Below are 21,280 nucleotides of genomic sequence, written 5' to 3'. Positions count from 1 at the left end.
TTTTTACAAAATTAAGTGATATTTGAACCGCGATTTTATCGATGAGGAAAAGTTTTCAGAATCGATTGTTAAAAGCTTCGCCTGCGCATTGCATCCTTGCAGAAACATTCTTTCTATATTTGTTGCAACTTATAATTGATTTATGAAGTTTTTTCAGAAGCTTAAGGCATTTGTTTGGAGTAAGCATTTTTTGAAGCATTCTCTCTTCATTTTGCTTACCTATTTTTTAGTGATCGGCATAATTGTGTTCTATTTGGATTCATATACTAACCATGGTGTGAAAATTGATGTTCCGAATGTAGTTGGTTTGAAGACGAGTAGTGCCCAGTCTAAGTTAGAAGCTTTGGAATTGAAGATAGAAGTGCTGGATTCCGTTTACAGACCTGAACTGGCAGCCGGAACCATTATTTCACAGGACCCGCTTCCAACTTCAAAATCACTTGTCTGTGTTAAACCGGGTAGAATTATCCGTGTGCAGGTTTCCAAGAAAACGCGTTTGGTAGAAATGCCAAGCTTGATCGATAAGTCAGAACGTATGGCGGAAAGTGTCCTTAAAAACAGGGGCTTGAAATACCGTAAAAATTATGTTCCGACCAGTGAGTCAAATGGAGCAGTTCTAAGACAGCTTTATAACGGAAGAGAAATTAAAGAAGGAACGAGAATTCCGGTTGGAAGTGTCATTACTTTGGTTGTCGGTCAGAATAATACAGCACAACCGGTTACTATAATTGATTTGACAGGTTTAACAATATCTGATGCTAAAGCGCGTTTAAGTGGAATATCGCTACAGATTTCAGTTGGTGTATGTGATGGATGTACCGATGCTGCGGATTCAACCAACGCTGTTATTTACTCTCAAAGCCCAGAGTTTATCGAAGGAGTTACTGTTCCGTCCGGTACAACAATTATGGTTTCAGCTGAAAAAAGGTAGGTAATTTTTAATTGGATGAAATTTAGTTTAGTACCCGTTTTTGTATTCGTATTTGGTTTGGTTTCCTTCGGACAGGAAGTTCTGAGTCCGATCGGTGCCATGAAAAGAGAAGGTTCCAAATCTTTGAAATTGAAGAGTATAGACAATATTGACAGTACTTTTGTGTACTCATTCGATACCTTGTCATTGCCGATCCTGGATGAGTTTTCTCATTCCAAATTCCCGGTACTGGATGCACAGCCAGGTGATGCGAATGTAACAGAGCAGGAGTTTTTCTATTTGACGGATTTATCGGATATTCCTTTGACGAATGACAAAGTATTTTCGACAACACCAACCAGGCGCTATACCACTTCAGCAGGGATAACCACTCAGGCGGATTTGCCTTTGATCACGATCAAAAGGGCGGATTTTCAGCATTACCCGGTGGTGTATTCCCAGGAACAGTTCTATCCGCCATATGATATTTTTGATACTCTGGATTTTGCAAATGACGTGGATACCATCGCATTGATAAACCCCGATGTAAAACAAGATTCTATTATCATTTTCTTTGCACATGAAGTGAGTCCGGACAAATACTGGACTGATTTGTCGACATACCATAATTATACTCATGCGGTTAATCCCTGGACACTGGGGGTTGTAACATTTGACGGATTGGATGAAACCGGTTATCCCTATGCTATCGGTACCACTCAAACCGATTATGCTGATTTCCTGACTTCCAAGACGATCGATTTGTCCTCTTATGTTCCGAGTGATTCCATTTATCTTAGTTTTTTGGTTCAGCGCCAGGGATTTGGTGATGCACCCGAACAGCAGGATTCCTTGGTTCTGGAGTTTTTCGACCAGGCTTCGGATGAATGGGATCGTATTTGGGCTACAAATGGAGGCCCGCTGAATGACTTCCAAATCGCTCACCTGAAAATTACGAACGCAGCTTATCTGACGAATGGTTTCCGTTTCAGATTCAAGAACTACGGAGCACTTTCAGGTATGCTGGATGAATTTCACTTGGATTATGTGCATTTGAGAAACGGAAGCGGATACCAGGATACCTTATTCAAAGATTTCGCATTTGTTTATCCTATCGGCTCATTGATCGATACCTATACGGAAGTTCCTTGGGAACATTGGGTGAATGATCCGACACATATGAATCCGGAAGTGAAAGTAGTTGTTAGAAACGGATCCAATATTACCGAAAACAACATGAACGGAAGTGTGAAAGTGGATTTTGGGGGGATCACTGAAGGAACTTTTAACCTCGTAGCTCAGACATTATCCGGCGGAAACATTAATTATGCCCCGCGAACAACTTATTCAAGCATCCATGATTTTACAGGAGGATATACCTTTTCAACTGCACCGCCTGTGAACACTAAAACCTTTGATGTCATCGGAAGTGTAGGAGCACCATTCCCGAATTTATCGATGAATGATTCCTCGTATACAAAACAAGTATTTGAAAATGTTTACGCTTACGATGACGGATCTGCTGAGGCTGCCTATGGAATTTCCCAGGTACAGGGAAGAGTGGCTCTGAAATTTGAACCTTACCAGGCAGATACCCTGCTTGGAGTAAGAATCTGTTTTGTCCCAACCGTGAAGGATTTGTCAAATAAACTATTTCTCTTAACGGTTTGGGGAGATAATAACGGAGTTCCCGGGGCGGTTCTTTATGAAGACCAGTTTTTCTACCCAAGAACACCGATTTACGAAGATGACCGGGGGATTTACACCGATTACTTATTAAATAATACAAGACTTCCCCTGGGAACAGGCGCGTTTTATGTCGGAATGCGGCAAATTGATGTGGATCCGCTGAATGTTGGATTTGATAAAAACACCATTCGACCAGGTAAATTATTCTATTCCATAAACGGTGGAATTAATTGGTCGAGTTCTTCACAACAGGGTGTTCCGATGATCAGACCGATTATTAAAACCTTAGACAATTATAACCTGGCTGTCGGCGAGTTAACAATAGAAGAAATTGATTGGAATGTTTATCCGAATCCAACTACAGGAATCGTTAACATCGAATGGAAATCGGAAGGAATGTTTCCGGGAGCAGTTTTGGTTGATTCACAAGGACGGGTTATTTTAGATGTTCAGGCTGAAGATCTTCGTTTTGATCTGAGTGATTCTCCAAGCGGACTTTACTTTCTGAGATTAAATAACTCGCAAATAGTTAAAAAAATTATTAGATAAGATGAATGAAGATGTTCAGGATGTTGAGCAGGAAGAAGAAGACCTTTTTGAACATTACAGATTTAAAGCAGATCCGGGACAAGAGTCCGTTCGGATAGATAAGTATTTGTTGGATCGCCTTCCGAATACTTCCCGTAACAAGATACAGTCAGCTGCCAAAAACGGAAGCGTAGTAGTTAACGGTAAACCCGTCAAATCAAACTATAAAATCAAACCACAGGATGATGTAGCAATTGTCTTGCCTTACCCTGTGCGCGAAATAGAACTGATTCCACAGGATATCCCTTTGGACATTGTTTATGAAGACAATGAAGTGATTGTCGTGAACAAACCGCCAAATATGGTTGTTCATCCGGGATATGGGAATTATAAGGGAACTTTGGTTAATGCTTTGGTTTACCACTTCGACAATTTACCCGAACGGAAATCCGATTATTTTGGAAGGCCAGGGTTAGTTCATCGTCTCGACAAGCATACGACCGGGATTATGGTCGTTGCGAAAACGGAAGATGCTCTTACAAACCTGGCAAAACAATTCTATGACAGGATAACCGAAAGAAGGTATCAGGCACTGGTTTGGGGTGATGTAGAAGAAGATATGCGGATAGAAGGGAATCTTGGGCGTTCCCTGCAAAACAGGAAAGTGATGACGGTTTTCCCGGATGGAGATTACGGAAAGCACGCTGTAACGCATGTCAAGGTCCTGAAGCGTTATGGTTTGGTTACTTTGATCGAATGTAAACTGGAGACGGGGAGAACGCATCAGATACGAACACACTTGAAATGGAAAGGATACCCCTTGTTTCATGACCTGGAATATGGCGGGGATCGCATAGTGCGTGGCACCACACACGATAAATACAGGCAATTCATAGCCAATTGTTTCGATTTGATTCCCGGTCAGGCATTGCATGCAAAATCTTTAGGATTCCAACATCCGAAGACTAAAGAATGGATGCATTTCGAGTCTGATTTACCGCAGGGATTTCAGGATTTGCTACAAAAATGGGACAGGTACGTTGCTGAATAAATTATCACAAAAACCACCTTTGACGTTTTTTTTTCCGTTATAAATAGTGTGTATTCAAAATTTTAATTTAATTTCGGCAATCACGATAACTGTGAACTATACCTTTAATCCTGTAGTTTGTCGATTATCACTGTGTTTATATAAAAAAGATTGCACCTTGCTATGAATGTTAAAACGCTTATTTTATCTGGACTCTTAATTGTTTCCAATCTGTCTTTTGGACAAGTGAAACAAATTAAAGATGCGAATACTCAGTTTAGAAGTGGGAATTATTGCGAAGCAGCAGCAAAATGTGAGCTAGCCTATTCAAAAATCAAACGTAAGTCTAAATCAGGCCTTGCGATGAAGGGTGATATGGCTTTTAAAACAGCTGAATGCTACAGAATGACAGATAATTTCAAGAGAGCTAATGAGTGGTATGAAAAAGCTATTCTATTAAAGTTCCAGAAAAAAGAACCTCTTGTTTTATTATATAATGCTGATATGCTTCGCCAAATGGGTGATCTTAAAAAAGCACAGGAAAACTACACGGCTTATAAAGCTTTGGTTCCTGATGATCCCAGAGCTGACGTTGGTATTGCTTCATGCAAAATGTATGAGGAATTCAAGGAAAACAGAACCCGTCATACGGTATCCAATGTAAAAGCTTTAAATAAAGAAGGTTTTGAAATGGCTCCAATGTTTGTGGATAAGAAAGACACTAAAATTGCTTTCGGAACATCCAGTGAGCGTGAAGGAATCGAAGGGAAAGCGAAAGATCCGTTGACTTGTCAAAAATATATGGACATCTTCGTTTCCGAATTGGATAAAAAAGGAAACTGGCTGGAGCCTAAACCGATCGTTGGTGACAGTATTAATACGGAAGACAGCGAGGGTACCTTATGTATCGATGCACGTGGTAAAACCATGTTCTTTACACGTTGTCCGAGTTTGAAAAAGAGAAATCTTGGTTGTGATATCTACATGTCTGAGTTGGGAGGTAAAGGATGGGAACGTCCGAAAAAACTTTCTTTAAAACCAAATGATACCCTGTCGGTAGGTCACCCATGTGTTACTGATGATGCGAAATTCCTGATCTTTGCTTCGGATATGCCGGGCGGACAAGGTGGACACGATTTGTGGTACACCACTTATGAGAAAAAAGGAGATTCCTGGACGGCACCGGTAAATATGGGACCGGAAATCAACACGGCCGGAAATGAATTGTTCCCGAGCTTTGCTAAAAACGGTGACTTGATTTATGCTTCCACCGGTCTTCCGGGAATGGGAGGAATGGATATGTTTCGTGCTGAAAAAATCGGTGATAAAAACCAATGGGAAAAACCAACAAATCTTGGTTCTCCTATCAATTCAGAGTTTAACGACTATGCGATGGTTGAAGTTGATGACCGTAAGGGTTATTTCACATCGGAGCGCAAAGGAAATGTTGGTGAGCAAAATATCCCGGATTTATGGATGTATGAATTGCCGCCGAACATCTTCAGTTTGAAAGTAAATGTATTTGACTTGTTAGATAAAACACGCCAGACTAAAATCGAAGGTGTAAAAGTAGTTGTTACCGGATCCAATGCAAATGAGAAATGGGAAGGTTTAACAGCGAAAGACGGATCTGTTTACTGGGATAAAAAACCGAACGGTGACCGTTATATTGCAGAAGATTCTGAGTACAAGATCGCTATTTCGAAAGAAGGATATTACGAAGATAAGAATGGAGCAACGATCTCTACTAAAGGATTGAAATACAACCAGGATTTCGTATTGGATATGGGATTGTTCCCGATCAAAAAACCAATTCGCCTTCCGGAAGTACGTTATCCTTTGGCAAAATGGGATTTGTTAGTTGATTCTACAATCAATTCGAAAGATTCCCTGATCTATGTATACAATTTATTAACTGAATTCCCTGGATTGGTTCTTGAGCTGAGCTCGCATACGGATCCACGTGGTAATGACGTATACAACCAGGTTCTTTCTGAAAACCGTGCAAAAGCTTGTTACAAGTACCTTGTTGAGGAAAAGGGAATTGACCCGCGAAGAATTATTCCTGTTGGAAAAGGAGAGCGTGAGCCAAGAACTGTTTACTTAGCTGCAGGTAAGTATATGGAATCTGAGCCTAGGGATGCAGATGGAAATCCACTTCCGGGTGTACAGGTGATTGTACTGAAAGAAGCTTATATGAACCAATTCAAGAAAACAAACAAGAAGTTGTTTGAAGTATTGCAGCAGTACAACAGACGTACTGAAGGTAAAGTAGTTACTTTGGAGTTCGATCCGAATACTTACCCACCTTCAAATCCGGATTACCTGATATTTAAACCGCTTCCGAAAGCGAAGTAAGTTTCAAAATAAGAGAAAGCACTGCTTTCGATAAAAAGATAAGCGTCAGCGCAGTCAAAAAAAAGGTCTTTGTTTCAAAGGCCTTTTTTTATGGGCTTTCCTCTCAATTGAATTTTGTAACTTTGCGCTTTCAATTTTTAGTATGTCAGATATCCGATACAACTTACGAGGTGTTTCCGCAGGAAAGGAAGAAGTTCACAATGCGATCAAGAAAGTCGATAAAGGTTTGTTCCCAAAAGCATTCTGCAAAATTGTTCCCGATTATTTGACCGGTGACGATGACTATTGTATCGTAATGCACGCCGATGGTGCCGGAACAAAATCTTCGCTGGCATACATGTACTGGAAGGAAACTGGAGATGTGTCTGTCTGGAAGGGAATTGCACAGGATGCACTGATCATGAATATAGATGACTTGTTATGTGTTGGTGCTACGGAAAACATCCTGCTTTCTTCCACAATCGGAAGGAATAAGAACCTGATTACCGGAGAAGTCATTGCCGCGATTATTAACGGAACCGAGGAATTACTTGAAACACTTCGGGGACAGGGAATCGGAATTTATTCGACCGGCGGTGAAACTGCTGATGTAGGTGATTTGGTTCGAACGATTATCGTTGATTCTACAGTTGTATGCCGGATGAAACGTTCGGAAGTTATTTCGAATCACACCATTCAGGGTGGAGATGTGGTCGTTGGACTTGCGTCGTACGGACAGGCTAACTACGAGAACGCATACAACGGAGGAATGGGTTCTAACGGACTGACTTCTGCAAGACACGATGTTTTCAATAAAACATTGGCTGAAAAATATCCTGAAAGTTTTGATGCTGCTGTTCCAGGTGAATTGGTTTATTCGGGTTCTAAGAATCTGACCGACCAGGTGGAAGGAGTTTCCCTTGATGCAGGTAAATTGGTGCTTTCTCCTACAAGAACATATGCTCCGGTTATAAAGGCAATTTTGGATACATGTCGTTCGTCAATTCACGGAATGGTTCACTGTTCCGGCGGAGCGCAAACAAAAGTCCTTCATTTTGTAGATGACGTTCATGTTATTAAGGATAATTTATTCCCGATTCCGCCATTGTTCAGGATGATACAGGAGGAATCCGGAACAGACTGGAAAGAAATGTACAAGGTCTTTAATATGGGACACCGTATGGAAATTTACCTGCCTGAAAGTGAGGCACAACAGATAATTGATATCAGTCAGTCGTTTGGAATTGATGCGCAAATTATAGGCCGGGTAGAAACAATGTCAGGAAAACAGGTAACTGTTCGCTCTGAAGTAGGAGAATTTGTTTACAACGGTTAGCTATAAATGGCAGAGAGAACTAGACTTCGCGTCCTTTGCGCCTTCGCTGTAGCTGTGCGTAAGCGTTGATTCTTTGCGGTTTAAAACAAATGGTTTTATTCTTGCCGCTAAGAAGCGGAGAGCGTAAAGCTCAGGATTTCTCTTTTTTGAATGAGAATAAGAATTAAAGATTAGAAAAACAGATGCAAGATTTACTGAGCAAACTGGAAGCAATTCATTTTCGATTTATAGAGGTTGGTAAAATGATTACCGACCCGGATATCATTTCTGATATGGATCGGTATGTGAAATTGAATAAGGAATATAGAGATTTGGAAGAAGTAGACACCGCTTATAAAACGTATAAGAATATTCTGGACAATTTGAAAAGCTCCAAAGAAATGCTTGACGTTGAAACGGATCCCGAAATGCGCGAAATGGCAAAAATGGAGATCAATGAGCTGGAACAAAAACGACCTGAGATAGAAGAAGAAATCAAAGTATTGCTGATTCCGAAGGACCCCGAAGATGATAAAAATGCGATTATCGAGTTGCGAGCAGGAACCGGTGGAGATGAAGCGTGTATTTTCGTGGAAGATATTTTCCGGATGTATACGATGTACTTCAAGGAAGCTGGCTGGTCTTATGAGATTGTGAACTCTTCGGAAGGTTCTGCAAAAGGGTATAAAGAGATCTCCATGAGTATCACCGGAGCCGGAATTTATGGAATGCTGAAATTCGAATCCGGAGTGCATCGTGTGCAGCGGGTTCCCGAAACAGAATCCCAGGGACGCGTACATACCTCTGCGATCACCGTAGCTGTCCTTCCGGAAGCGGAAGAGGTAGATTTCGAGCTGGACATGAATGACGTGCGTAAGGATACTTTTAGAGCTTCCGGAGCAGGTGGGCAGCATATTAATAAAACAGAATCTGCTATTCGCCTGACGCATATTCCGACGGGAGTTGTAGTAGAATGCCAGGATGGCCGCTCCCAACATAAAAATTTGGCACAGGCTATTTCCGTATTGCGTTCCCGCTTGTACCAGGCGGAGTTGGATCGCGTTCACCAGGAACGTGCTGCACATCGCAAAACCCTGGTTTCTACCGGCGACCGGTCAGCGAAGATCCGGACCTATAATTATCCCCAGGGCCGAATTACCGACCACCGAATTAACAAAACGATCTATAATTTAAGTGCATTTATGAACGGAGATATCCAGGAAATGATTGATGCACTGAAGATGGCAGAAAATGCTGAAAAAATGAAAGGCGAACTGAATTAATAAACGATAATTAAAGGTGATTGAGCGAAAGCGAAAATCACTTTTTTGTTTTGATAATATACCATTAACCGAAAAATGACAACCATTCGCCATTTTTTCTCTCTGATTGAGCAGATAAATGCGAATTTTACACCACAACTCAGCAATATGAAATTAGGATTACCCATTTTATTTGTTCTAATCACTGCAATCTCTTTCGGCCAGGGGAATGCAACCCTTAGCGGAACTGTTAAAGATGAATCGAAAGGAGAAGAGATCATTGGTGCCGTTGTTCGCGTAAAAGACCAAAAATTAGGTGCTGTTACCAATGAATACGGTTTCTACTCTTTAACCCTTCCGGCCGGAAAATATACGATCCAGATTTCTGCAACCGGATATCCCCCGATGGAGAAAGAATTGGATCTGTCCGTTTCGCAATCTCTGGATTTTCAGTTGAAAACGCAACAGGACGAAAAAGAATTGGAAGAAGTTGTTATTTCCACAGACAGACCAGATGGAAATGTAAGGGATCCTTTAATGGGAGTTGAGAAGATCGACCCGAAAGAAATTTCAAAGATCCCGGTGATTTTTGGTGAGAAGGATTTGATCAAAACAATGCAATTGCTTCCGGGTGTGAAAAATGCCGGTGAAGGAAGTTCCGGATTTTATGTGCGGGGTGGTGGTGCAGATCAAAATTTGATCTTATTGGACGAAGCTCCTGTCTACAATGCGAGTCACCTGCTTGGGTTTTTCTCTACCTTTAATTCGGATGCGATTAAAGATGCCATGCTTTATAAGGGTAATCAGCCTTCAAATTACGGAGGCAGGCTTGCTTCGGTTCTGGACATCAAAATGAACGATGGAAATCAGAAGCGCTATAATGTTGGAGGAGGAATCGGGTTGATATCTTCCAAATTAATTATCGAAGGTCCTATTGCAAAAGATAAAGCTTCATTCCTGGTTTCAGGAAGAAGAACCTATGCAGATCTTTTCCTGAAATTATCCGACCGGTTTAAAGACAATAAATTGTTCTTCTATGATTTGAATGCAAAGGTCAATTACCGCATTGGTAAAAAAGACCGTTTGTTCCTGTCCGGGTACTTTGGAAGGGACAAATTAGGTTTGGGTGATGTTTTCGGAATCAATTGGGGAAATACAACAGGAACCCTTCGATGGAATCACATTATCGACGAGAAATGGTTTTCCAACACCTCCTTTATTTACAGTAAATACGATTATAAAATTTCAATTTCGGGCGGCGACGTGAAGTTTGATATCACCTCACAAATCCAGGACTTCAATTTGAAACAAGAGTTTCAGTGGTTCCCGAATAACAGGAACAAAGTTAAGATCGGGTTGAATGTGATTAACCACGGAATTACCCCCGGACAAATTGATGCAAATGAAGCTTCGGGGATCAATGCAAAAAGATTGAAACCAACCAACTCGTTTGAGAATGCGGTTTACATCAGCAACGACTATACAATTACCGAAAACTTTACGATGAGCTACGGTTTGCGCGGGTCCAATTTAATGGCGCTTGCAAGCGGTGATGAAATGTATACCTATAATCCGGATGGGACAGTTGCCACAACAGAGACCTATGCAAAGAATAAATTACTGAAATCTTATTTCTTCGTCGAGCCTAGACTTTCCTTCAGCTGGCAATATTTAAAAGGGCAATCGATCAAAGCTGCCTATGCCCGGAATACACAAAACATCCATCAGGTATCGAATTCAACTTCCGGTTCACCGACAGATGTGTGGCTTTCTTCCAGTTTGAATATCAAACCTGAAATTTCAGACCAGGTGGCTTTGGGCTGGTTTAAGAATTTCCTGGACAATAAATTGGAGTTGAGCACGGAAATTTACTATAAGTGGATGCAAAACCAGTTGGATTATAAGAATGGTGCAAATGAGCAGGCAAACGAACGTCTGGAAGGGGAATTACTTTCAGGAATAGGTCGTGCTTATGGCTTGGAGATCATGCTGAAGAAAAAAACCGGGAAGTTTACAGGCTGGGTCGGTTATACGCTTTCCCGCACAGAACGCAGGATCGATGGAATCAATGACGGAAACTGGTACCGTGCGAAACAGGATAGAACACACGATCTGTCCGTAGTCGGAATTTATGATATTACACCGAAATGGTCTGTTTCGGCATTGTTTGTTTTTTACACTGGAAATGCGGTGACTTTCCCTTCCGGTAAATACCAGATTGATGGTCAGACATATTTTATCTATACCCAGCGAAATGGCTATCGAATGCCGAACTATCATCGTCTGGATATCGGTGTAACCTGGCTTCGCAAAAACACAAAGAAATTTGAAAGCAGCTGGAATTTCTCTATCTACAATGCATATGCGCGGGAGAATGCTTATTCCATTACGTTCAGGGAAAATAAAGATGATCCGTCCAAAACCGAAGCAGTCCAAACAACTTTATTCAAGATAGTTCCGGCAATTACTTACAATTTTAAATTCAAATAAGAGAAAGCACTGCTTTCGATAAAGACAAGTGTTAGCGCGGTCGTAAAAAGCACTGCTTTCGATAAAGACAAGTGTTAGCGCGGTCATAAAAGCACTGATTTCGATATGAATCCACGGAAGTGGATTGAACAAATTAAAATGTAATAAAGATGAAATTAATAATTATAGTCCTGGTTTCTTTTGTTTTCCTTCTTGGTTTCTCAAGTTGTGAGAAAGTGATTGATATTGATTTGAACGATACGGAACAAAAAGTGGTCATTGAAGGAACGATCCTCAGAGGCGATACACTTCAGCGTGTTCGTATTACGAAAACCCAAAACTTTGATGAAAGTACGGCTCCTCCGGCTGTTGACAATGCTGTTGTAACGGTAGTTGATAACCTTGGAAATACTGCTACCTTCACTTCTGTAGGGAATGGGTGGTATGAATTGACAGGCTATCCGGGTATTGAAGGAAGAAACTATACGCTGACTGCGGTTGTGGAAGGAACGACCTATTCCGGAAGCAGCGCAATGCCTGCCTATCAGCAGCTGGATACTTTGTATGCTGAATTTTATCCTTTTGGTGCGGATACGTTGATTTCAGTGGTTCCGGCTCATTTTGACCAGCAGGGAGTGTCAAACTATTACCAGTTTCACGTTTATATAAATGGCACCCGCGATAAGAGTGTTTATCTTCAAAACGATCAGTTTACGGATGGAAATCTTACGGTTGAACCCTTATTTATTTCCGATTTGTTGCTGGGAGATACCGTTCGTGTAGACTTGTTTTGCATTGATAAACCGATTTATACTTATTTCAACCAGTTAGGGGTCAATTCCTCCAGCAGTGCTACTCCTGCCAATCCAATTTCAAATCTGAACGGGGGTTGTTTGGGGTATTTCTCCGCAAGAACAGTTCATTCGAGAACAATTATCGTTGGACAGTAGTTCTTAATTTGTTTTTCGTTCTATTTACTTATCTTTGCGCGCTTAAAACAGATTGATGACAAGAGAGGAATTGATTCGGCAAATTCGCGAAAAGAAATCGTTTTTATGCGTTGGTTTAGACACCGATCTGGATAAGATTCCTGCTCATTTGCTGCAGACAGAAGATCCTGTTTTTGAGTTCAATAAAGCAATTATTGATGCTACGAAGGATTTGTGTGTTGCGTATAAACCGAATGTGGCATTTTACGAAGCACTGGGACCGAAAGGATGGGAATCCTTAAAGAAAACAATTGATTATATTCCTTCTCACTGCATGACTATCGCTGATGCAAAACGCGGAGATATCGGAAATACATCTACTTATTACGCCAAAACATTCTTCGAGTATCTGAACTGCGATGCCGTGACGGTTGCTCCGTATATGGGTGAGGATTCTGTAACGCCTTTCCAGGAATTTGAAAATAAGTGGGTAATCCTGCTGGCCCTTACCTCGAATAAGGGAGCTTTGGATTTTCAATTCACAACAGACTCCTCCGGCGAAGAGCTTTATAAGAAAGTATTGAAAAAGAGTTCCAAATGGGGGTCTGAAAATAACCTGATGTATGTTGTGGGAGCAACAAGGGCTGAAGGTATTGCTGAAGTTCGGAAAATTGTTCCCAACCATTTTTTCCTGGTTCCTGGCGTTGGTGCTCAGGGTGGAAGTCTGGAAGACGTTGCCAAATATGGCTGGAACAAGGACTGCGGTTTGTTGGTAAATGCTTCCAGATCGATTATTTATGCTGCAAGTACACTTGATTTTGCAAGCGAAGCCAGGAAAGAAGCCCAAAAGCTGCAACAGGAAATGGCCCAAATTTTGACTGCGAAGAATTTCTAAAAACGGAATTGATATGGTTGATTACGTAGAAAAACTCATCATTTTTATCAGCACTCCTATCTATGTGCTGTTAATCCTGGGTGAAATTATTCTGAGTAATTGGCATAATAGAAAATTGTACACGGTTGGTGATACGATTCAAAATCTGTATTTGATGATTGCAAATATGGGAATTGATGTGCTAATGCGTGGAATTACCCTGTTTGTTCTCCTTTCTTTCTTTCATTACAGACTTATAAGCTGGGAACCGAATTCCTGGTATTATTGGTTGTTGCTGTTTTTTGCCGAGGATTTTATCTTCTACTGGATTCACCGGATCGATCATATGGTACGATTCTTTTGGGCGATCCACGTAACTCACCATTCTTCCGAGCGATTCAATTTCACAACGGGTTTCCGTTCATCGGTGTTCCAGCCGGTTTACCGTTTTATCTGGTTCATTCCCCTGGTGTTTTTGGGTTTCGAGCCATTTGATATTTTCATTATGTACTCAGTCACCCAAACTTACGGAATCCTGGTTCATACCAAAGCTGTAAGAAGATTGGGTGTTTTGGAGTATGTTTTGGTTACTCCGTCGCATCACCGGGTTCACCATGCATCTAATGTAGAATACCTGGATAAAAATATGGGAATGATCCTCATTATCTGGGACAAATTATTTGGCACTTTTCAGGCTGAGATCGATGGACTTCCCATTCAATATGGCTTGTATGAAAAGCAGATCAGTCAAAATCCGGTGAATGTAATTTTTCACGAATGGATGGAAATTTACAAAGATGTTCGAAAAGCAAAAGGGTTTAAAAATAAATGGTTATACATTGCAAAACCGCCCGGATGGAGTCCGGATGGAAGTACGATGACTTCGAAAGAACTGCGTGATCACATCAAACAGGCACAAAATAAATAGTATGGAAGAAATGAAAAGAGAATTGGCGGATATTATTCGTGCGTATCACCAAAAAGGGTGGTCGCCGGCCACTTCCACAAACTATTCTTTCAGACTGGCATCAAATCCAAATGTGATTGTTATTTCCAAATCCGGAATTGATAAGTCGCTTTTCTCATCAGATGACTTTATGGAAGTCGATCTCAAGGGCTTGGCACTTCCGGCCTATGCGGGAATCCGTTCTTCTGCGGAAACGCTGATCCATTGTAAATTGTACGAATTATTTCCGGAAATGATGTGTATTGTGCATAGTCACTCCGTGTATTCGGTTTTACAATCCATGAAAAATCAAACTTCGGTAGAGCTGAGTGGTTATGAAGTACTGAAAGGATTTGAAGGGATTTGTACACATGATACGACGGTTCAGGTTCCTGTTTTCGATAATACCCAGGATATGCCCGCTTTTGCAGAAGTTTTAACCCGAGACAAAAATCGTCTGACGGTTCCGGCCTTCATTATGCGTCAGCATGGAACCTATGCCTGGGGGAGAAACCTGTTCGAAGCAAAACGTCACCTGGAAACTGCAGAATACCTGTTTGAAGTTGACTGGAAGTTTTCGCATTAATTTTTTCTATCCCCAATCAATGGGGTACCGCTTCCGTACCAGAACCAAATAAATTAGAATTTATGAAATTATTTTTGACACTAGCTGTATTTCTTACCGGATTATCATCAATAGGACAATCCTTTTTACCTCAGAACAGTGGCGTTTCGACTCAATTGAATGCCATTTGTTTTTCAAGTTCATCCACTGGAATTGTTGTGGGAAACCTGGGTGTAATCCGTAAAACAGTTGATTCGGGTCTAAACTGGACAACCTCTAATTCGGGCACACAGGTTGATTTGTTGGGAATCGCATTTGTGAGCGGGTCAACTTATATCGCAGTTGGAAAATCAGGCACGATCATTAAGACAACGAATTCGGGAACGAGCTGGTCATTGGTTAATTCCGGTACAAGTAACGATTTGACAGGAATTTTTGTCAATGGTTTGAATATTTATATAAGCGGCGCGAATGGTACAATTCTGATCTCTACCAATTCAGGAAATGCATGGACGCTGACAAATACGGGAATTTCATTCAAACTGAATAAAATCTGTTTTGTTTCAGAATACATTGGTTATGCGGTAGGTGACGGAGGAACGATCCTGAAAACTGTGAATGGAGGACAGGCCTGGAATTTTCAGGCCAGCGGCACCAATACACATTCGTTGACAGATATTTATTTCATGAATGGGAATACCGGTATAATTACAGGTGGTCTCAGCGCTTCCAGTGAATCGATCATATTGCGGACAACAAATGCTGGGTCTATGTGGACTTCCGATAATTTTTCCGGTCCTTTTTTAAATGCATTGGGTTTCTTTCCGGATCATTCTGTTGGATATGCTATTGGTGGAAGCGTAAGTGGAAATACAAGTGCTATTTTGAAAACAACCAACCAGGGATCTTCATGGGTGCCTATTGTTTCTACTTCTTCGCGTCAGCTGGGTGCCAGTTTTCCGGGTAACGGGATCGGGTATACCTGTGGACTGGACGGAACCATTTTGCGTTTGGCAACTAATACCGCAGGATTAGAAGAAGTTGCAACTAATTCGAATATTCAGATCAGTCCAAATCCGGGTAATGGGGTTTTTAAAGTTTCTTCTGCATTGGATGACGAATTTTCGGTTGAAGTATTTTCTGCCCAAGGCACACCAATTGCAGGTAGTTATCATTCAGGAACGATCGATTTGACTCATTCTCCATCCGGAATTTATTATGTTCTCTTCCGGTCTGAAGTATCGACTTTTATGCGTAAATTGGTAAAAGAGTAAGAATTTTAACCGGTGAAACCATGAATTGGAACAACTTCATTCTCATTTTTAGTTGTTTGCTGATCCTGCTTCAATTGATCACGCTTGTTGTAAAATTAAGATCCGGAAAAGGATTTTTCTATTTGATTTCCATTTGCAGTATTTTCTGGGGCGGCATCTTTTATTTTTTCTATGGTTTTCCCCTCGATGAAGGAACTCTTCACGTGAGTAAAATCCCCGATTATGAAAGAGGTTTTCAACTTTCTGCCGGCTTATTGTTTATAAGCGCAATCTCTTTACTGGTGAATTTTTTCTGGCGCAAGAAGAAGGAGTAGAAATCTGTTTCGTCGGATAATGTGCATGTATCAGTCGAATTATTTCAAGACGATAGTATCATTTGATAGTATCAAAGATATTCCTTTTCATGGTAACAACAGCTATCGTAAAGGAGTCAGAAATACAGGAAAATTATAGTCCGCTTACCTGGATGTCAAAAATAGACTTGTTGGCTAGATTTATTTTTAATTCCCAAAAACATCCACAGCCATCGTACGCGCAAATGATCTGTTTATGCCAGTCAGGTTCCTGAGATACTTGTTTTTGTTCCTTTTTCAACTGTCTTTTTTCATGTTTGCTCAGTGTAGTTGTGGTTTTTAAAAAGGAAGGACAAAAAGCATTTACCCAGATTATCTTTTCCCCCTTGTTATTTTTAATCGCAATAAATTGATAATAGTAAAGGTAATCATGGATTTCCCGGCCACAGCGGAAAGGGTACCCACCATTGGTTCGTTCAGCAATAAAAGGTCTCAACAAACTGTCAATAAGCGAAAGATCATCCTTGTCGAACTCACCTTGTAAATAGCCATTTAGCTTGGCAGAACAATTGTTTGTTGTATCGATCTCAAGAATTGCAAATGTCGAATCGGTGAATGGGGCTTTTGATAAAGTGTTGGTCTGTGTAAACCCGGTTAATGACCAAATAAAACAAATAGATAAAGTTATTGTCTTCATATTTTCGGCGGTTGTGAAAGTTAAATGGTAAAAGCGCATCTGCAACTGGCAGATACGCTTTTATAATATTGCGGGATTTTATTGTCCCGAATTATTCAACAAATTCATAATCTCATCCAGTTTCGGTGAAAGAATGATCTCCGTTCTACGGTTTTTTGCTTTCCCTTCTGGTGTTTCATTGGTTGCTTTTGGGTAGTATTCACCACGACCTGAAGCTGTCATACGTGTTGCTGCAACACCATATTTCTCATTCAGCATCCGTGTGATAACAGTCGCCCGACCAACACTCAAATCCCAATTGTCTTTGAAGACTGCAGTTTTGATCGGCACGTTGTCCGTGTGACCCTCCACAAGAATCTGGATATCCGGGTTTTTGTTCAATACGTCGGCAAGTACTTTCAATGCTTCAACTCCTTTTGGCTCCACTGCAGTTGACCCTGATTTAAACAGCAGTTTATCAGACATGGAAACATACACTTTGCCATCGCGAATTTCCAGGGTAAGTTCATCCGAGTTAAACCCTACCAGTGCATCACGTAAAGTTTGATTCAACTTATTTGTCATTTCATTCTGGCGTGCAATAATGGCCTGCATTTCGCGAAGCATTCGCTCTTTATTCTGAAGATCTTTGTCTTTCTGACTTAATTGTGCTGACTGGTTTTCATTGATGTTTTCCTGTCCGGAAAGCTTTCTCTGAAGATTTTTGTTGTCAGCTGTTAGTCGCTCATTCACCGCTTGTTGATCGGCAAGAGTAGTACATAAGGAATCGCGTTCCGCCACAACTAACTGAAGTCGTTTTCCGCCTTTCTTTTTCTCAGGAATAGGGTCACCACATGTGTAAATTGGTTTACAAGAGGACACTGCCAGCATTCCAACGGCGAAAATGCCCATCAGAATCGATTTGTTGAATACTTTCATAACTCTTTGTATTAAATTTAACTTTTTGTATAAAATCAAAGTAATGAAATTCTGAAAAGAGTTAAGAAATTATTAGATTTTTTTAGGATAGTTTAGAATAAATTGTGAGTAAATGCATTCGCGCTTGATCAGTAGCCTAAAACGCCTCTCCAATGAAGATGTATACTCCTTGTCCTTCTTTGGTAAAAGCAACGTCAAGCCGCACCCACACATCCTTTTTGCGGAATAATAAAAAGCGCAATCCGGCTCCTGCGGCCACGAGCAGGTGATTGGATTCAACAGAAGAAAAAGTATTGTATACAAAACCTGTTCCGGCGAAAACAGAAGCTCCCCAACGTTTGGCAAAACTGAATGGAAGCATGCGGTATTCTGCCTGTGCAGCTATTAAATTTCGATCGCGAAAACGCCCCAAATAGTAACCCCGCATAATGCTTTCGCCGCCCAACAAAGCTAACTGATTGAAAGGAGGATTTCCAAAACTGAATTGTCCTACGGCATGTAAAGCCAATACATTTCGTTTGCGGATGGGATGAAACCAGCGAATATCTGTGAAAATGGATGAAAATTCATACTTTCCTCCAAATTGAGGGCCATAGTATAAAAAAGCAAGTTCTGAGAAAAATCCGTGCCGGACGTTCAATACATTGTGTCGGTTGTCGTATAGGAGTCCCATGCCGATTCCCAGATTGGTGGAGCCTTCGTGTCCGAGTGGTTTTTCATAATAATTTGAAGTATCATAATCATTGAACTGAACCCTTCCCAAATGCTGCAGGTCAAATTCGAGTCCTGCGTAGAAATTACCGTGTAGCTTATGCAGGGCTCGTTCCTTCAGTTGAAATTGAAACGCCTCTACTTTGGAAAGTTTGATATTCGGAGCGGAAGCACCTATTCCGTAAAAGGTTAGAGGAAAGCTTTGGAATTTTAATTTGCCCAAAAAGAACCAGGTGTTTTTATCCGTATAAAGTGCATGTTCAATAATTCCTCCGAATTGATTTTGAAACGTATAAAAAGCAAATCCGTTTATTTCACTCAAGCGGTTGTTCGTATCTCCCTTTGCATAACGGACATATAACGCACTTAAGCCCAGTTCCAAACTTGTCTCAGGGGAATATGCGATAGTTGGATATGCCAGAAACTGAGCTCTTTCTTTGGGCATTGTATCGAAAAAGATACGCTTGAAATAACGAACCGGAAAGGATTGCTTTTTTTGTGAATAGCTTTGAAAGCTGCAGGTAATTGCAAGTAATATTAAAAGGAAAGAAAGTCTGAAATGAATGAACACCTTTTATTTTTGAAAAAAATTAGTTATCGGATCGCGTGAAAAGCATCGTAATTGTCGTTCTGAATGCAATTCCTGTTTTACTCCTGCGAAGTTAATACATATCTGTTCCGGATTTTCACAAAAAAAGCAATTCTATTTTTATGCTGGTATATCCGGGTTCACTAAACTCTCAGGTTAAGGATTCGTTGCTTTATAGGAGAGTTCCCTTCATTTTTAGGCTTGAATTCGCAATCCGCAATTTGTAAATCGTTAATTTTGTGAAATGGCAGTATTATCTATTCCGGATTTGAATATCACGGAGCGTAACCCGCAAAAGATCCGTGAGTTTATGAATGCTCGTGGGATCTTTTTTGATCAATGGCAGGCAGATGTTGTATTCGAAGACAGTGCCGGTCAGGAAGAGATTCTCAAAGCTTACGAATCAAGTTTGACTCCATTCATGGAAGCAGGCGGTTACCAAACAGCCGACGTGATCACGATCAATAAATTGACAGAAAATTACGAAGCTATTCGTGCCAAATTTTTGGCGGAACATACGCATTCCGAAGATGAAATCCGCTTTTTTGTGGATGGAAAAGGATTGTTTTGGTTTAACCTGGAAAAAGAACCTGTTTTCAATTTACTGTGTGAACAGGGAGATTTGATTTCGGTTCCTGCTGGAACAAAACACTGGTTTGATGCCGGTGAAACCAATCCGTTTGTGAAGGCAATCCGCATTTTCATCGATATGAGCGGCTGGGTTCCTGAATACACTCATTCGAAAGTCGAGGAGCGTTTTGCTGATTTCCGGCTTTCTAAATAAAAAACGGATTTCAGGTACGGGTGTAATTTCACAATATTACATCCGGAATCAAATATTGTATAAAATGACAGTCAAAAAACCCAAATTCATTCTCACTGATATTGAAGGAACCACTTCCTCTATTTCATTTGTTGCTGAAAAATTGTTTCCCTATTTCCGGAATAATATCCTGGATTTAACTGAAATGACCGATAATGCGATTGTAAAGGACGCTTTCGAACAGACGATCCAATTGGCGCAATCTGAAGACGGAGAACTGATTTCCACCGAACAGGAGATTATCGATAAATTGTACGAATGGAGTGTGGAAGACCGTAAAATTACTCCGCTTAAAACCCTGCAGGGAGTTCTTTGGGAGAAAGGGTATCGCGACGGTGTACTAAAAGGACATGTTTATCCGGAAGTTGCAGCAAATTTAAAGAAGTGGAAAGAACAGGGTATTGAGCTGGGTGTATTCTCTTCAGGTTCTGTTTCAGCACAAAAACTGATCTTTGGGTATAGCATTTCAGGAGATTTAACCCCGTTATTTTCCGCTTATTTCGATACGAATACGGGTGGAAAAAGGGATGGGGAAACTTATGCTAAAATTGCCAAAGCACTTAGTTTGGAAGCAACGGAAATACTATTTCTTAGTGACATTGTTGAAGAACTGGAAGCTGCCGATTCAAACGGATTTCAAACAATTCAACTGGCAAGAGAAGGAATGAAACCTTCCTGGAAACAATTTGCCACAACTTTTGATGAGATCACTTTCGAATGAGCTTGGAAAGACCAATTCTCGAAGATGAAGCATAAATAAAGCATGAGTATAGTATAGATACTCCCACTATTAAGCATAGATACCCCACCTTGAGACGTAGCGACTGTAAAGTCTGCTACTGTCTCCTTCACACTGCGAAACTTCAGTGCTGAAAGCCCTGACCAAAGCGTCAGTGTTGAAAACATTGACCGTAGCGTCAATGGAAGCAGTGTTTTACATTCAAACTACGAAGTCGACGACGAAGTAGGTTTCGCATTCGAAACTCGAAGAACCTTGCAAAGCCTGATCTAAGCTTCATACCTTCCCTCAAAATGAACCAATCTACGAAGAGAAAAACGTCCGATTTCGGAAGAAGCTTAAAACTAAAAAATGAACTCGCAATCCTTTAATTTGTCTTAAA

18 protein-coding genes are annotated in these 21,280 nt (G+C 40.8%); 15 read left to right on the top strand and 3 right to left on the bottom strand.

Annotated elements, in window-relative coordinates; translation table 11 throughout:
- The first annotated feature begins 142 nt into the window (after window positions 1-142).
- From K0S23_RS14770 to K0S23_RS14710, 13 genes are all read left to right on the top strand, one after another.
- The gene (locus tag K0S23_RS14770) at window positions 143-931 is read left to right on the top strand and encodes a PASTA domain-containing protein (protein WP_300358920.1); all 789 of its coding nucleotides are present in this window, start codon (window positions 143-145) and stop codon (window positions 929-931) included.
- Between the two features lie 15 nt (window positions 932-946).
- The gene (locus tag K0S23_RS14765) at window positions 947-3,148 is read left to right on the top strand and encodes a T9SS type A sorting domain-containing protein (RefSeq protein ID WP_300358918.1); all 2,202 of its coding nucleotides are present in this window, start codon (window positions 947-949) and stop codon (window positions 3,146-3,148) included.
- 1 nt (window position 3,149) lies between these two features.
- Window positions 3,150-4,178, top strand: a complete 1,029-nt coding sequence (locus K0S23_RS14760) for an RluA family pseudouridine synthase (protein ID WP_300358916.1) — start codon at window positions 3,150-3,152, stop codon at window positions 4,176-4,178.
- Between the two features lie 225 nt (window positions 4,179-4,403).
- Window positions 4,404-6,515, top strand: coding sequence for an OmpA family protein (locus K0S23_RS14755; RefSeq protein WP_300358914.1), 2,112 nt, complete (start codon window positions 4,404-4,406; stop codon window positions 6,513-6,515).
- A 142-nt stretch (window positions 6,516-6,657) separates the two neighbouring features.
- Entirely contained in the window at window positions 6,658-7,830 is a 1,173-nt protein-coding gene (locus tag K0S23_RS14750; RefSeq protein ID WP_300358911.1) for an AIR synthase related protein, read from the top strand.
- A 182-nt stretch (window positions 7,831-8,012) separates the two neighbouring features.
- On the top strand, window positions 8,013-9,092 hold the full coding sequence (gene prfA / locus K0S23_RS14745) for a peptide chain release factor 1 (RefSeq protein WP_300358909.1): 1,080 nt from the start codon (window positions 8,013-8,015) through the stop codon (window positions 9,090-9,092).
- A 147-nt stretch (window positions 9,093-9,239) separates the two neighbouring features.
- A complete protein-coding gene (locus tag K0S23_RS14740; protein WP_300358906.1) occupies window positions 9,240-11,561 on the top strand; it encodes a TonB-dependent receptor in 2,322 nt (773 codons plus the stop codon).
- Window positions 11,562-11,710: 149 nt separating this feature from the next.
- Entirely contained in the window at window positions 11,711-12,490 is a 780-nt protein-coding gene (locus tag K0S23_RS14735) for a DUF4249 domain-containing protein (protein ID WP_300358904.1), read from the top strand.
- A 55-nt stretch (window positions 12,491-12,545) separates the two neighbouring features.
- Window positions 12,546-13,364 carry an orotidine-5'-phosphate decarboxylase gene (gene pyrF, locus K0S23_RS14730; RefSeq protein WP_300358901.1) on the top strand — a complete coding sequence of 273 codons (819 nt, stop codon included), beginning with the start codon at window positions 12,546-12,548 and terminating at the stop codon, window positions 13,362-13,364.
- Window positions 13,365-13,377: 13 nt separating this feature from the next.
- The gene (locus tag K0S23_RS14725) at window positions 13,378-14,271 is read left to right on the top strand and encodes a sterol desaturase family protein (protein ID WP_300358899.1); all 894 of its coding nucleotides are present in this window, start codon (window positions 13,378-13,380) and stop codon (window positions 14,269-14,271) included.
- Window position 14,272: 1 nt separating this feature from the next.
- The gene (gene mtnB / locus K0S23_RS14720; protein WP_300358896.1) at window positions 14,273-14,875 is read left to right on the top strand and encodes a methylthioribulose 1-phosphate dehydratase; all 603 of its coding nucleotides are present in this window, start codon (window positions 14,273-14,275) and stop codon (window positions 14,873-14,875) included.
- A gap of 62 nt (window positions 14,876-14,937) precedes the next feature.
- The gene (locus tag K0S23_RS14715; RefSeq protein ID WP_300358893.1) at window positions 14,938-16,128 is read left to right on the top strand and encodes a YCF48-related protein; all 1,191 of its coding nucleotides are present in this window, start codon (window positions 14,938-14,940) and stop codon (window positions 16,126-16,128) included.
- Window positions 16,129-16,148: 20 nt separating this feature from the next.
- A complete protein-coding gene (locus K0S23_RS14710; RefSeq protein WP_300358891.1) occupies window positions 16,149-16,442 on the top strand; it encodes a hypothetical protein in 294 nt (97 codons plus the stop codon).
- A gap of 133 nt (window positions 16,443-16,575) precedes the next feature.
- Here K0S23_RS14710 and K0S23_RS14705 read toward each other — a convergent pair whose 3' ends face one another.
- The 3 genes from K0S23_RS14705 to K0S23_RS14695 all read right to left on the bottom strand — a co-directional run bounded on the left by K0S23_RS14705 (window position 16,576) and on the right by K0S23_RS14695 (window position 19,192).
- The gene (locus tag K0S23_RS14705; protein WP_300358889.1) at window positions 16,576-17,118 is read right to left on the bottom strand and encodes a hypothetical protein; all 543 of its coding nucleotides are present in this window, start codon (window positions 17,116-17,118) and stop codon (window positions 16,576-16,578) included.
- Window positions 17,119-17,196: 78 nt separating this feature from the next.
- Window positions 17,197-18,036 (bottom strand): OmpA family protein, encoded by an 840-nt coding sequence (locus K0S23_RS14700; protein ID WP_300358887.1) that lies wholly within the window; start codon window positions 18,034-18,036, stop codon window positions 17,197-17,199.
- A 136-nt stretch (window positions 18,037-18,172) separates the two neighbouring features.
- On the bottom strand, window positions 18,173-19,192 hold the full coding sequence (locus K0S23_RS14695) for a BamA/TamA family outer membrane protein (RefSeq protein WP_300358885.1): 1,020 nt from the start codon (window positions 19,190-19,192) through the stop codon (window positions 18,173-18,175).
- Between the two features lie 388 nt (window positions 19,193-19,580).
- On the opposite strand from K0S23_RS14695, the gene K0S23_RS14690 reads away from it, so the two are divergent.
- Both K0S23_RS14690 and mtnC read left to right on the top strand, forming a co-directional pair.
- The gene (locus tag K0S23_RS14690; RefSeq protein ID WP_300358883.1) at window positions 19,581-20,120 is read left to right on the top strand and encodes a cupin domain-containing protein; all 540 of its coding nucleotides are present in this window, start codon (window positions 19,581-19,583) and stop codon (window positions 20,118-20,120) included.
- A 64-nt stretch (window positions 20,121-20,184) separates the two neighbouring features.
- Window positions 20,185-20,880: an acireductone synthase gene (gene mtnC, locus K0S23_RS14685; RefSeq protein ID WP_300358880.1), complete on the top strand. Its 696-nt coding sequence runs from the start codon at window positions 20,185-20,187 to the stop codon at window positions 20,878-20,880.
- Window positions 20,881-21,280: the final 400 nt, after the last annotated feature.

The sequence above is a fragment of the Fluviicola sp. genome, assembly GCF_029266855.1.
Taxonomy (GTDB): Bacteria; Bacteroidota; Bacteroidia; order Flavobacteriales_D; family Crocinitomicaceae; genus Fluviicola.
The sequence above is the reverse complement of the archived record's forward strand: the minus strand, read 5'-3'. Positions and strand labels throughout refer to the sequence as shown.